The organism is Leifsonia sp. 563 (assembly GCF_040545055.1).
In the GTDB taxonomy this organism is placed as follows: domain Bacteria; phylum Actinomycetota; class Actinomycetes; order Actinomycetales; family Microbacteriaceae; genus Leifsonia.
The window spans coordinates 369,645-382,496 of sequence record NZ_JBEPLE010000003.1; the positions used below are offsets into that span (position 1 = coordinate 369,645).

Annotated in this window: 11 protein-coding genes; 7 read left to right on the forward strand and 4 right to left on the reverse strand. The window is 69.7% G+C overall.

All coding sequences use genetic code 11. The features are described from left to right. Positions 1–27 precede the first annotated feature (27 nt). From ABIC47_RS12300 to ABIC47_RS12330, 7 genes are all read left to right on the forward strand, one after another. Positions 28–4,614, forward strand: coding sequence for a polysaccharide lyase family 8 super-sandwich domain-containing protein (locus ABIC47_RS12300; protein ID WP_354480740.1), 4,587 nt, complete (start codon positions 28–30; stop codon positions 4,612–4,614). Positions 4,615–4,630: 16 nt separating this feature from the next. Then, positions 4,631–5,692 (forward strand): LacI family DNA-binding transcriptional regulator, encoded by a 1,062-nt coding sequence (locus ABIC47_RS12305; RefSeq protein WP_354480742.1) that lies wholly within the window; start codon positions 4,631–4,633, stop codon positions 5,690–5,692. Next, on the forward strand, positions 5,692–6,435 hold the full coding sequence (locus ABIC47_RS12310) for an HAD-IIB family hydrolase (RefSeq protein ID WP_354480744.1): 744 nt from the start codon (positions 5,692–5,694) through the stop codon (positions 6,433–6,435). Before ABIC47_RS12305 ends, ABIC47_RS12310 begins: the two co-directional genes overlap by 1 nt. Positions 6,436–6,577: 142 nt before the next feature. Further along, the gene (locus ABIC47_RS12315; RefSeq protein WP_354480745.1) at positions 6,578–7,015 is read left to right on the forward strand and encodes an HTH domain-containing protein; all 438 of its coding nucleotides are present in this window, start codon (positions 6,578–6,580) and stop codon (positions 7,013–7,015) included. A 168-nt stretch (positions 7,016–7,183) separates the two neighbouring features. Further along, complete coding sequence (locus ABIC47_RS12320; RefSeq protein WP_089880306.1) at positions 7,184–7,615, forward strand: VOC family protein; 432 nt, start codon at positions 7,184–7,186, stop codon at positions 7,613–7,615. Between the two features lie 90 nt (positions 7,616–7,705). Continuing rightward, positions 7,706–8,269: a TetR/AcrR family transcriptional regulator gene (locus ABIC47_RS12325; protein ID WP_354480747.1), complete on the forward strand. Its 564-nt coding sequence runs from the start codon at positions 7,706–7,708 to the stop codon at positions 8,267–8,269. Positions 8,270–8,356: 87 nt separating this feature from the next. Continuing rightward, positions 8,357–9,121 carry an SDR family NAD(P)-dependent oxidoreductase gene (locus ABIC47_RS12330; RefSeq protein ID WP_354480749.1) on the forward strand — a complete coding sequence of 255 codons (765 nt, stop codon included), beginning with the start codon at positions 8,357–8,359 and terminating at the stop codon, positions 9,119–9,121. Positions 9,122–9,140: 19 nt separating this feature from the next. On the opposite strand, the gene ABIC47_RS12335 is transcribed toward ABIC47_RS12330, so the two are convergent. The 4 genes from ABIC47_RS12335 to ABIC47_RS12350 all read right to left on the reverse strand — a co-directional run bounded on the left by ABIC47_RS12335 (position 9,141) and on the right by ABIC47_RS12350 (position 12,628). After that, positions 9,141–9,443, reverse strand: coding sequence for a YciI-like protein (locus ABIC47_RS12335; protein ID WP_020075822.1), 303 nt, complete (start codon positions 9,441–9,443; stop codon positions 9,141–9,143). Between the two features lie 72 nt (positions 9,444–9,515). Then, entirely contained in the window at positions 9,516–9,911 is a 396-nt protein-coding gene (locus ABIC47_RS12340) for a RidA family protein (RefSeq protein ID WP_354480751.1), read from the reverse strand. A gap of 93 nt (positions 9,912–10,004) precedes the next feature. Continuing rightward, positions 10,005–11,894: an amidase family protein gene (locus ABIC47_RS12345; protein WP_354480753.1), complete on the reverse strand. Its 1,890-nt coding sequence runs from the start codon at positions 11,892–11,894 to the stop codon at positions 10,005–10,007. Next, complete coding sequence (locus ABIC47_RS12350; RefSeq protein ID WP_354480755.1) at positions 11,891–12,628, reverse strand: cohesin domain-containing protein; 738 nt, start codon at positions 12,626–12,628, stop codon at positions 11,891–11,893. The genes ABIC47_RS12345 and ABIC47_RS12350 overlap by 4 nt, the downstream gene beginning before the upstream one ends. Positions 12,629–12,852: the final 224 nt, after the last annotated feature.

Below are 12,852 nucleotides of genomic sequence, written 5' to 3' on the forward strand. Positions count from 1 at the left end.
CCTCCAGCGAACAAGGAGTCCAACGCAATGACGCGTCATCCCGAAGACCCGAACGCTCCACGTCCAACGCTCCTCCGCCGCTCGCGCCTCTCGGCGTTCGTGGCCTTCCTCGTCGCGGCCCTCCTGAGCGCGGCCGGTCTCGCAGCGCCCGCCCAGGCGGCGGACCTGCAGACAGACGTCTCCACGATCGTCACCCGGCTGCAGGACTACTACCTGAGCCAGGGGGATGAGGTGCAGATCGCCAACGGCATCTACCTGGCGCAGACCAGCAACGCGCTCGATTACGTCGCCTCGCAGAACGCTGACGGCTCGTGGTCGGACGTGAACTACCAGGACACGACGAGCTCGGCGAACGGCAAGACGTGGGATGCCTACAAGGCGCTCTACCGGATGGTCGCCATCGCGCAGGCCTACCGCGAGACGTCGGCGAAGGGCTACCACGACCCCGCGCTGATCGCCGCGGAGGAACGCGCGCTCGCGTACTGGGATCAGGTGAACCCGGGGAACACGAACTGGTGGGAGACCGAGATCGGCGAGTCGATCGCGATGGGTCGCATCTCGATCTTCGTCGGCGACGAGCTGAGCGCCGATGCCGCAGCTCTGGCGATCAAGCACAACCAGGGCAAGCTGGACCCGGCCGGCGCGAACGGCGCCTGGCGCACCTCCGACTACCTGTACAAGGCGCTCGCCACCCGCGACGCCGCCGCGATCACGGCGGGATTCGCCACGATGGTGCAGACGGTGGCGGTCGACGACTCGGGCACCGTGCAGGAGGCGGTGCAGCCGGACTCGACGTTCTGGGCGCACGGCGCGCAGCTCTACAGCGAGGGCTACGGGATGGCCCTGTTCACCATGGTGGCGATGTGGGCGGACTCCGCCCGCGGCACGAGCCTGGCCTTCACCCGCGACCAGCTGGACACGATCGCGTTCTACATCGTCGACGGCACCCGCTGGCTGATCCGCGGCGAGATCGAGATGCTGTACCTCCTCTACCGGCCGGCGACCACGGTCGACGGGATCACGAGCTACGGCGCCGTCTTCCTGGACCCGCTCGACCGGATGGCGCGCACCGACCCGCTCTACGCGACGGCCTACCGGCAGATGGCCGACAACATCCGTGGGAAGACGGCCGGCAACGGCGTCACCGGTGACAAGTACTTCTGGCGCTCCGAGTTCTCCTCGCACCAGCGGGCCGACTACGGCATCGTGACCGGTCTGAACTCGAGCCGGACCGTGGGAAGCGAGTACCGCTCCACCCTCCGCAAGGACGTCGGCAACGAGATCGTCTGGAACCGCACAGGCACGACGGCGATCCAGGTGACGAACAAGGAGTACACCGACCTCGGACCGGCGTTCGACTGGTACCACTACCCCGGCACGACCGTGCCCTACGTGAAGGAGACCACGCTCGGCAAGGACGGCCGCTCCGCCAATGGCGGCGCGTTCACCGGCGGCGTCTCGGACGGCACCTACGGTGCGAGCGTGGAGAGCCTCGACCGCGCGGGCACGCAGGCGCAGAAGAGCTACTACTACTTCGACGACGAGATGGTGGCGCTCGGCGCGGGCATCCAGTCGTCCTCGACCGCGCCCATCCACACCACCGTCAACCAGGTCGCCGCGAAGGACAACGCCTCGGTCGACGGTCAGAAGGTCGCGCCCGGCACCGACGGGAAGGTCGTCGCCGATCCGTCGTGGGCGTACAACGACAAGGTCGGGTACGTGTTCCCGTCCGACCAGGCGGTGACGGTGTCCGACAAGACGCAGACGGGCAGCTACTACGGCGACCAGCCGGAGAGCCACGACGCGTTCACGCTGTACTTCGATCACGGGACGACGCCCAGCGGCGCCGGATACCAGTACATCGTGCTGCCGGCGAAGTCGGCAGCGCAGACCCAGGCCTACGCGGCGAACCCCGCCGTGAAGATCCTCCGCAACGACACCTCGGTGCAGGCGGTGCAGCATCCCGGCCTCAAGCGGACGATGGCGACCTTCTACCGCGCCGGCTCGCTCGACCTCGGCGACGGCCGCACGCTCTCGGTGAGCCAGCCGAGCATCGTGATGCTCGACGAGTCCTCCGGCACCCCGGTCGTGAGTCTGTCGAACCCCAGCCAGCCCGGCCTGCTCGTGGATGTGGCGCTGAGCGGAGGCGCGTCGGCGTCGCGCGGCACCTTCGTGCTCGGCACCGGTGCGAACCTCGGGAAGACCGTCACGGAGCCGCTGGTGGCGGACGACTCGGACGGCTCGCCCTACACGGCAAGCGGTTCGGTCGCGGGCCACGGCCCCGCGCGTGCGGGTGACGCCGACCAGACGACCGCATGGCAGTCGTCCGGTGCGGCGCCATGGCTGAGCCAGCGGCTCGCCGCCGGCACCTACGCCATGGGCGCGGACATCGACTGGGGCGCCGACTACGCCACGCGCTTCCTCATCCAGACCTCTCTCGACGGGACGACCTGGACCGATCAGTCGCTGGTCCAGAACGGCACGGGAGGACACCAGCACGTCGACTTCCCGGCGGTCGCGGCGAACTTCGTCCGCATCCTGCCCCTGGACGGCCCGGGAGGCGGCTCCTACTCGGTGACCGAGTTCGCGGCGTTCGCCCGCGCGAACCTCGCGCTCGGCGCGCCGACCACCGCCTCCGACGGGACGAGCCCGGCGAGCGCGACCGACGGGAACGCGACCACCCGCTGGATCGCCGACAGGACCGGATCGCCGGATACCTCGTGGCTCCAGGTCGACCTCGGCAGCGTGCGGAAGATCGGCGCCGCGAGGCTGTTCTGGGAGGCGTCCTACGCCAGCCAGTACAAGATCCAGGTCTCGGATGACGGCAGCACCTGGCGCGACGCCTACACGACGCCCGCCGCCGGAAGCGATGGCGGCACCGACCTCGTCGCGCTCAACGCGACAGGACGCTACGTCCGGATGCAGACCGTGAAGCGGGCGCTCACCACCTACGGCGTCTCGGTGTGGGAGTTCGAGGTGTTCGGCGACAGCGCCATCACCACTGCGCCCGCATCGGCCGGGCGGGTGAACCTCGCTCTCGGGAAGCCCACCACAGCGGACAGCGTGTACAACAACCTCGCGAACGTGCAGGCTCCGGCGGCGACGGACGGCTCGAAGACCACCAAGTGGTCTTCCGCCCGACCCTCCGGCACGGCGCCGTACACCAACCGCAACTGGCTGCAGGTCGACCTGGGCACGGTCCGTCCGGTGTCTCAGGCGGTCGTCGAGTGGGAGAGCGGCAACTCGACCGACTACCAGCTCGAGGGATCGGTGAACGGAAGCGACTGGACGCCGCTGGCCCGCGTGCAGAACACCGGCACCGCCGACCACCGTCGCGACACCACCTCGTTCCCGACCGCGGAAGTGCGGTACGTCCGCGTCATCGGGTCGCCGGCGACCAAGTACGGACTCAACATCTGGGAGTTCGAGGTCTACGGCGGATACAGCCTGGCGTGCCCGGCGCCGGTGAACGCGGACAGGGACAGCACGGCCACCCTCGCCGCGACCGTCACCCCGCTCGTCGACGGCGACTCCTTCACGGCGTACTCGCTCGACCCGTCCGTCGCGGCGGTGGCGTCCGCACCCCAGGCGGCCGCCGATGGGACGGTCTCCGTCGGCCTGAAGACCGGGGCGCCCGGCAGCACGTCCGTCGTGCTCGTGCACAGTGCAGGGGACGAGTTCGTCCGCTGCCCGGTCACGGTGGCGGTCGACACGAGCGCTCTGCAGGCACAGGTGGATCGGGCCAACGGTCTCGACAGCACGGTGTACACGCCGGCCACCTGGTCGCCCGTGCTGCCCGCGCTGGAGGCCGCGAAGGCGACGCTCACGGCGGCCGACGCCACACAGCCCGCGATCGACGCGAGCACCGCTGCGCTGAAGGCGGCTCTCGACGGTCTGCGCGCCACCGCCGTCGTCAGCGCGCCCGCTGTCAGCACGAAGTGGGGGACGGCGGCGACGGTCACCGTCACGGTCACCTCACCGCTCCCGGTCTCCGGGAAGGTCGCTCTCACCGAGGGGGACAAGGACCGCGGGGTCGCATCCCTGACGGGCGGTGTCGCCACGTTCACCCTGCCGCCTGGTCTCGCAGCGGGCGACCACGTGCTGACCGCGACCTACAGCGGCAGCGACACGGTCGCCGGTGCCAGCACGACGCTGACCGTCACCGTGGTGCTGCCTGCCGCCTGGAGCAAGACGACGTCCTACAAGACGGGCGACATCGTCAGCTACAAGGGTTCCGTCTACAAGGCGGGGTGGTCCACGAAGGGCGAGCAGCCCGGGCTCAGCAACACCGGAGCCTGGCAGGAACTGGCGATGACCGAGAGCGGTGCCGCCGTGTGGACGCCGTCCCGCGTCTTCGCTGCGGGTGACGCCGTCGTGTACCAGGGCAAGACCTTCCTGGCCGGCTGGTACAGCCGTGGCGATGTCCCGGGGTCGGTGACGGGACCGTGGCAGGAGATGGCCACCGCACCGGACGGCACCGCGTTGTGGACGCCGTCGCGCATCTTCACCGCGGGCGACCGGGCCAGCTACAAGGGAGTCGTCTACGTCGCGAAGTGGTGGACCCGCAACCAGGCTCCGGGTGACGTCAACGGCCCGTGGGCCGTGGCGCGGTAGGGGACGGGGCGCCGAGGTGGGAGCCGGTTCGGGTCCGGATCCCGCCTTCGGCGCCGCCCAGCAGCCGGGGGAGCGGCGCATCACCATCGCGGACGTCGCCGCGCGAGCGGGTGTCTCCAAGAGCGCCGTCTCGTTCGTTTTCAACGGTCGTCGCGGCCTCAGCCAGGTGACGACCGACCGCATCGTGCGGGCGGCGCGGGAGCTCGGCTGGCGGCCGAACTCCCGCGCCCGGGCGCTCTCGGCGCGCCGGCCGCGGAGTGCGGGCGTGGTGATCCGCAGCGACGGTTCGGGAGCGGACTCCGATCTGGGCGGGTTCCTCCACGGACTCGGGGATGCGCTCGCCACGACGGGCGCCGTCCTCGTCGTCCGCGTCGTCACGACGGGCGTGGAGGAGCAGGAGGTCTACTCCGGATTCGTCCGCGAGTCCCAGGTCGACGTCGTCCTTCTCCTCGGCATGCGGATCGGCGACGAGCGTCCGGACGTTCTGACGGCTCTCGGTCTGCCGTTCGTGGTGGCCGACGACGCGGGGGCGTCCGGCGCCGACGCGGAGGGGATGCGGCTGGCGATCCGTCACCTGCACGCGCTCGGCCACCGGCGGGTCGCGCTGGTCGCCGACGGATCGCTCGTCCGGTCGGCCCGGCGGATCGCCGTGTTCGTCGAGGAGTCGCGCCTCCTCGACGTGGACGCCCGCGTGTTCCGTGCCGACTCGTCTTCGCCCTCCGTCGCGGCCGCCAGTGTAGGTCTCCTCGATGGAACCGTCCCGCCGACCGCGATCCTCTATGAGTGCGACGTCCTCGCGGCCACCGGGATGCAGGCCGCACAGCGTCGGGGCATGGCCGTCCCGGAGGAACTGTCGGTCGTCGCTCTCGACGACGGGCCGATTGCCCTCGCGACCACGCCCTCCCTCTCGGCCGTACGCAGCGACGCCGACGCCTGGGGTCGGGCATGCGGACGCCTCCTGGCCGACCGCATCGGCGGTGGAGAACCCGGCGAATTCGCGCTTGCTCCCTCGGAACTCGTCGCGCGGGGCAGTACCGGCCCGCCACCCCATCCACTCGACCACGAAAGGTCCCGCTGATGCCCCGTCTCGTCGCCTTCGATCTCGATGACACCCTCGCTCCGTCGAAGTCGCCCGTCCACCCCCGGATGGCCGCGCTGCTCGGACTCCTCCTCGAGGTGAAGGAGGTGTGCGTGATCTCGGGAGGCCGGTTCGAGCAGTTCCGGGACCAGCTGCTGTCCCGTCTGCCCGCGTCTGCGCCGCTGGAACGCCTCCACCTCATGCCGACCTGCGGGACGCGCTACCTGAACTGGGACGGAGCCCGCTGGCGCCTCAGGTACGCCGAGAACCTGAGCGACGCCGAGCGGGAGGAGGCGCTCGCCGTCGTCGAGGAGGAGGCGTCCCGCCTGGGATTGTGGGAGGCGGGCACGTGGGGGCCGGTCATGGAGGACCGCGGCTCGCAGATCACGTTCTCCGCGCTGGGCCAGTTCGCACCCGTCGCCGAGAAGTCCGCCTGGGATCCGGCCGGAACGCGGCGCAGCAGCCTCCGCACGGCGGTGCAGTCCCGGCTGCCCGGGCTGGAGGTGCGTGCGGGCGGTTCGACCAGCATCGACATCACGCGCCGTGGCGTGGACAAGGCCTACGGGATGAGGAGGCTCGCGGCGATCACGCACATCCCGCTCTCGGACATGCTCTTCGTCGGGGACCGTCTCGACCCGGACGGCAACGACTACCCGGTGCTCGCGCTCGGCATCCCGACGCGTGCCGTAAGGGACTGGACGGAGACCGCGTCGCTCATCGAGGAGGTGATCGCCGCGGCGTGATGTGGCGGGGCGCCTTCAGGTCTGCTCCACTGCAGACGTAGCCCAATCGCTGATTCGCTGTCGATGCAGGGGCGGCGCTCGGGTAGCGTCGGCCCTGCATCCGAGGAACCACATTGCTCTAAAGATCGCGAGGGTAACCGCCATGACAGTGCAGGGATTGAACGTCGGGGACGAGTTGGAACGGCTCATTGCGGAGGGAAGCATCTCTATGCAAGCCCTCACGGCAATCACCGGCATTGCACCTGCACGCCTAAAAAGGCTCTTGGATCTGGAGCCGGGTCTTTCTGCAGCCGCAAACGAATTCTCCGAGGATGAGATTCTGCGCGTCTCCGGGCTTGCCGGGCAGCTGACGTGCGGGGCAGAAATCGGCGACTATGAGCGCCTCCGTGCGATCGTCGAGACGCTGACGGCACAGTTCGAGCTGACTCACGAGAACATTGCACGGCTCGCCCGAATCGAGATGGAGGAGCTGGAAGCGTTTTTCGATGATCCCGATTCGGTGTCGTGGGAAGCCAAGTTCGCGATGGCCATGCGCCTGTACTACCTCTTTCACGCTGTGTTGAACGCCACAGCGAAGTAGTCGCCGAACCGCTTCCGCGGCGGCCCTCGTTGCGCTCGGACGTCGGGGAGCAGCCCTTCCGGGCCCTGCTTGCCGTGCAACGGTTTCCATTCGTATTGCGGCCGATCAGGTCGCCGAGCAGTTTGCAACGACGCGGCGGCTGAGACCGCGGATCGCTATCCTCGACGCATGACCGCCCGGATTGCGAACGTGACGTTCTTCGCCGAGAATCCCACCGAGCTGGCGCGCTTCTGGAGCGCCGTGATGGGCTACCCGGAACCGACTGGCTGGGACCCGGAGGATGTGGCAGAGCTCAAGGCCTCCGGGATGACGGACGAGGAGATCGCGGATCGCGCCGAAGCGTGGGATCAGAACCCGGCGCATCAACGGTTCTACTTCAGTCGGTACCGGCGCGAGCGACGGCAGCGCAACCGCGTGCACCTCGACATCACGCCGTTCGACGACCGCCGCGCCTCGCGTGAGGAGTTGGAAGCGGAGCGCGACCGCCTGATCGCCCTCGGTGCCACCGAGGAGAAGACCCTTCTCGGGTACTGGGGCCCCTACGAGGAGTTCGTGATCATGATGCGCGACCCGGAGGGCAACGAGTTCTGCCTGCAGTAGCTCCGCGTCGGTCGCTTAGGATCTAAGCGGAGCTAGATCCGCTTACGGCGGAGGATGAGACGACATCGTCCATCCGGCAAGGAGGACACCGTGGCTCGACCCCTGAGGGCCGATGCGCAGGCCAATCACGAACGACTGCTGGAGGTCGCCGCGGCGGCCTTCACGCGGGAGGGCGCGGACGCCTCGCTGAAGGCGATCGCCGCGGAAGCGGGCGTGGGGATCGGCACGCTGTACCGTCGCTTCCCCACGCGCGAGGACCTGATCGAGGCCGTGTACCGGAGTGAGAACGCTCGGCTGGCCGCAGCAGCCGGAGAACTGCTGGAACAGCAGGCGCCGATCGATGCGCTGCGGGCGTGGATGGAGCGCTTCGTCGACTACATGCTCACGAAACAGGGGATGTCGGACGCCCTCCCGATGATCCTCGCCGCTCGCGACGGGCTGAGGGCGCAGAGCCGGGAGGCCCTCGAGGGTGCGGTGAGCGCGCTCGTCGACGCCGGCCGGCGAGACGGGGTGCTCCGTCCTGACATCGTTCCCCACGATGTGCTGATGGCGCTCGGCGGCATCACCCTCATCGCGGAGCACGAGCGTCAGCGTGAACTCGCTTCGCGCCTCGTCTCCCTCCTGATCGACGGGCTGGTGGCGCAGCGACCCTGACTCGTTTTGCTCCGTATACGGAGTCGGCTCCGTTTGTGCTACATTAACCGGAGTCGGCTCCGCATGCCGTCAGTCAGGAGAGGGAAGATGTCGAACGCACTCACAGGGACAGTCGCGCTGGTCACCGGCGCTAGCAGCGGTATCGGCGCCGCTACGGCTCGTAAGCTCGCGGCCGAGGGCGCCGCGGTCGTGCTCGTCGCGCGCCGAGGCGAGCGCCTGGATCAGGTGGTCGAGCAGATCGAGTCGAACGGTGGTGTGGCGAGAGCGGTCGTCGCGGACATCACCACTCGCGCGGGCGCAGACAGCGCCGTGGAGCAGGCCGTCGCAGCGTTCGGGCGGCTGGATGCGCTCGTCAACAACGCCGGCGCGATGCTCGTCGGGCCTTTCGCGGATGCGCCGGAAGGCGAGTGGGAGCGGATGGTCGACGTCAACATCCTCGGGCTCCTGTACATGTCGCGAGCGGCATTGCCCCATCTGGTGAAGGCGGCCTCCGATGCACCGCGGCGAACCGCGGATCTCGTGAACATCAGCTCCTCGGCCGGGCGCGTCGCCCGTCCGGGGACGGCGGTCTACAACCTCACCAAGTTCGGCGTCAACGGTTTCACCGAAGCCCTTCGGCAGGAGATGCAGGCACAGCGGGTCCGCGTCAGTGTCGTCGAGCCCGGGAACGTCGACACCGAACTCGCATCACATACGCGAGAGGAACTCCGGGCCGGTGTCGAGGCGCAGACCGGCGCCATCGAACGGCTGAAGCCGGAGGACATCGCGGACGCCGTGGCGTACATCGTGACGAGCGACCGGCGCGTGGCCGTCAACGAGGTCTTCGTCCGCGCGGCCGATCAGAGCTGGTGAGCTGAGAGCCGAGCTGCGCCTACGGGCGCACCGGCGTGGCTGCGTCGTTTCCGACGACGGTGCGCCAGGGGCGGGCGGTCCAGGATCTGACGACGCCCTCCGTGACGTACGGATCGACGGCGGCGAAGGAACGCGCGGTCTCGAGCGCGTCCTCGCCGGTGAAGATCAGGAGGCCGGTGAACGGGCCGTCCCCGGCAGCGCCTCCGAGCACGAGCTCCCCGCGCTCGACGGCAGCCCACGCTGCCGTGAGATGGGCCGAGCGGTGCGCCTCCCGAGCGGTCAGGTAGTCGTCGCCGTAGGTGTACTCGAGCACGGCATGCATGCGTCTCTTCCTCTCTGCTCACGGTCGGCTGCTGCGATCGAGCCTATCGAGGTGGCGTCGCAGAGAAACGAATCAGGAGCCGCTCCGGCGGTCGCCGACGTACGCGGTCATGCGGATGGAGATCAGCACGTCGGGGATCACGGCGCCGAGTTTCGCCGCATACCGAGCGGGCGGCTCGCTCGGGAACCACGATCGGTACTCCTCGTTCATCCCGGCGAAGTCGGCCGGGTCGCTGAGGAGGATCCCGACCTCGACGACGTCGTCCAACGTGGCATCCGCCGCCGCGAGAACAGCGCGACAGTTCGCGAGTGCCTGCCGCGTCTGCTCCTGGATCGTGGGGCCGGCGGGTCTCCCCGTGTTCACGTCGACCCCCACCAGGCCGGAGATATGGATGAAGTCCCCCGCCTTCACACCCTGGCTGTAGAACGGGGAGCTCGGTGCATCCGAGGTGCTGATCACTTCGCGCATGCGCTCACTATGGCTCGTGGCGTCCGCGATGGCCAGGGGAGACGAGCGCCCCGGCGGGATGGCCGGGACGCTCGTCTCGGACGGGCGGTCGCCCTACTTCAGCGGGCCGTAGAGCGGCGCGGTCGCCCGCGCGTGCGTCGCCTGCTCGAACGCGTAGGCCAGGCCGATGATGCCGCTCTCGTCGTAGTCGCGCCCGAGGAACTCGAGGTTGACGTTGGCGCCGACGACGGGGTTCGTTCCGTCGGTGGCGACGGCCTGCCCCATCGGCACCGTGATGGCGGGCATCCCGGTGTTGGGGCTGAGACGCATGTTCGTGCTGATGGTGCTGTACGGGGATCCGCTCGGATACACCAGCGAGTCCAGCGCGTTGTCGTTCATCAGCTGCGTCACGGTCGCGTTGCCGGTGGCGATCGCCGCCGTGTGCGTTCCGCTCGGGCCCGCCCACGCCTGGTACTGCGCGTCGGTCACGTTGTTGCGCGAGGTGTAGATGCTGTTGCGGGAGGTGACGTTGCGCCCGCTGGCCAGGATGTCGTCGATCGACCGGGCGGTGACGTTCGGGGCCAGGTGGTTCTGGATGTAGATGTTCAGGTCGTGCTTGAACTCGTTGGTGCTGCCGCTTCCCTCGTTCAGCGTCGCCGTGAAGGCGGCGGGAACGGTGGTGATCTCGACGACCGTCGCCCCCTTCGCTTCCAGCTTCGCCTTCGCGTCCGCCCACAGTCGGAGGACCGTCGCATTGCTGCCGAGCATGGTGGTGACGATGCCGATCCGCTTGCCCTTCAGCGCCGTCGGGTCGAGTGCTGCGGTGTACGAGGCCGGGACGTGGCCCTGCTGCTCCGCCGTGATCGGGTCGGCTGCATCCACTCCGGTGACGGCGTCGAGCGCGACCGCCGCGTCGGTGACGCTGCGGGCGATCGGGCCGCCGGTGTCCTGGGTGAGGGCGAGCGGGATGATGCCGTCGCGGCTGGTGAGGCCGACGGTGGGGCGGATGCCGACCAGCGAGTTGTAGGTCGACGGCACACGGATCGAGCCTCCCGTGTCGGTGCCGAAGCCGATGCCCGCCAGGTTCGCCGCGATGGCCGCGCCCGTCCCGCCGCTGGAGCCTCCGGCGGTCTTGGTGGTGTTCAGGGGGCTGGCGACGAGCAGCGTCTTGCCCGGGTCCTGGAACGAGGAGAACTCGGAGACGAACCCGTACGCGAACTCGTCCAGGCTGGCCTTCGCGAGGATGACGGCCCCCGCCGCACGGAGGTTCTTCACCATGGTCGCGTCATCGCTCGTCTGGTTTGCGTCCCAGCAGCCGCATCCACCGGTCGTGGGCATGTCGGCGGTGTCGTAGTTGTCCTTGACGGCGATCGGGACGCCCAGCAGCATGCTCGTCATCCCCTTCTGCGCGCGGGTGGCGTCGGCCTGCGCCGCGATCGTCAGCGCCTGGGCGTTCGTCGAGATGATCGAATTGAGCGCGCGGCCGCCGGCCCCCGGGTCGACCACGGTCCGGTCGAGCGCGGCGATCCGGTCGAGGTACTCCTGCGTGATCTTCACGGACGTGGTGACGCCGGCGTTCATGGCGGCCTGCATGTCCAGAGCAGAGGCTTCGACCAGCTCGAACGGTCCGTCGTCGTAGATCATCCGCTGCGACAGCGCGACGACGTCCTTGACGGTGATGACGCCGTCCGTGTCGGAGTCGGCAGCCGCGACGGTGGACCAGCCCGCCGATGCAGGGGTGGCGCCCAGGTGATCGGTCAGCACGTCGAGGTCGGCCTTCGTGACCTGCTTGTCCCCGGTCAGGTCGAGAGCCGTGTAATACGGCGCGAGGAACGGCTCGGCGGCGCTCGCCGCGGGGGCGGCTGCGGCGGGAGCGACGACGGCGCCGGTGGCGACGAGTGCGGCAAGGGCTGCGACCGCGCCGACGGTGGTCGTGGCGCGGCGGGCAGTTGTTCGGGTGTGCATGGCGGTGGCGCTCCTCTGGGCGGGTCGGCGGGCGGTCATCGGGCTTCTCCTGCACGGCGGCGGCGGACTGCGATCAGGACGACGGCCGCGCCGAGTACGACCAGCACGGCGCCGGCGATCAGGTACGGAGCGACATCGGAGCCGGTCGAGGCCAGGTCATCATCGGAGGTGGATGCGGACGAGCTCGTCGCCGCGCCCGAGCCGGAGCCCGAGCCAGGCGAGGACCCGGTGGACGGACCGCTGCCGGTGGGCGGGCCGGGGACCGAGGCGGGCGAGACCACGACGGCCGGGCTCACTGCGGCGTTCGACAGCGGCGTCACGGCCGATGCGGGGTCCACCAGCGAGAGCGAGCGGAGCGTGAACGCCGTCGAGCCCGCGGCCTTCGCGGTGAACGTCAGGGTGTACGCGATGGTGCCGGAGAGCGCGGGGGAGGTGCCGAGCCGCGTGTAGATGACGTCCACGGTGCCGGAGGAGGTGGTGACGGCGTCGTATCCTCCGGCGGGCACGACCGCGCTGCCGTCGACATACGCCACGACGGCCGGGTCGAATGCGAGTACCGCTTCGTAGCCGAAGACGTCGGTCGCGCCGGTCAGGGTCACGGTCACGGTGAACGAGTCGCCGGCGGTGACGGCGGACGGCGCGGAGACCGTGGTGCCGGTCACCGCGGGCGCCGCGACAGCGGGCGCCGCTGCGCCGACCGCGAGGCCGAGGCCGGCGAGCGCGGCCGCCGCGGCGGCGAGGAGGCGCACGAGTCGCCTGGGGGTGTGATGCATCGGGTAGTGCCTTCCTGAGCGGGCGAGGGGGCTCGCGGGCGGGTGGGGTCGCCGATGCGACCGCCGTCAGCGGCAGGAAGGGGAGACTCGCGGCGTCGAGGAGCACGACCGGCGAACGGTCCAGTACCGGCCCCGGGGGTGGGCCAGCGGCTGAGAGAGCGGCGCCATCGACAGGGTCGACGCTAGGGGGCCGCTGTTTCGCGGAGCGGGCGAACGTGTTTCTG

Coding starts and splice junctions, on each gene's coding strand:
- ABIC47_RS12345 (WP_354480753.1), bottom strand. CDS start 11,894: ATGACCGCCCGCCGACCCGCCCAGAGGAGCGCCACCGCCATGCACACC.
- ABIC47_RS12315 (WP_354480745.1), top strand. CDS start 6,578: ATGACAGTGCAGGGATTGAACGTCGGGGACGAGTTGGAACGGCTCATT.
- ABIC47_RS12330 (WP_354480749.1), top strand. CDS start 8,357: ATGTCGAACGCACTCACAGGGACAGTCGCGCTGGTCACCGGCGCTAGC.
- ABIC47_RS12335 (WP_020075822.1), bottom strand. CDS start 9,443: ATGCATGCCGTGCTCGAGTACACCTACGGCGACGACTACCTGACCGCT.
- ABIC47_RS12310 (WP_354480744.1), top strand. CDS start 5,692: ATGCCCCGTCTCGTCGCCTTCGATCTCGATGACACCCTCGCTCCGTCG.
- ABIC47_RS12350 (WP_354480755.1), bottom strand. CDS start 12,628: ATGCATCACACCCCCAGGCGACTCGTGCGCCTCCTCGCCGCCGCGGCG.
- ABIC47_RS12300 (WP_354480740.1), top strand. CDS start 28: ATGACGCGTCATCCCGAAGACCCGAACGCTCCACGTCCAACGCTCCTC.
- ABIC47_RS12320 (WP_089880306.1), top strand. CDS start 7,184: ATGACCGCCCGGATTGCGAACGTGACGTTCTTCGCCGAGAATCCCACC.
- ABIC47_RS12340 (WP_354480751.1), bottom strand. CDS start 9,911: ATGCGCGAAGTGATCAGCACCTCGGATGCACCGAGCTCCCCGTTCTAC.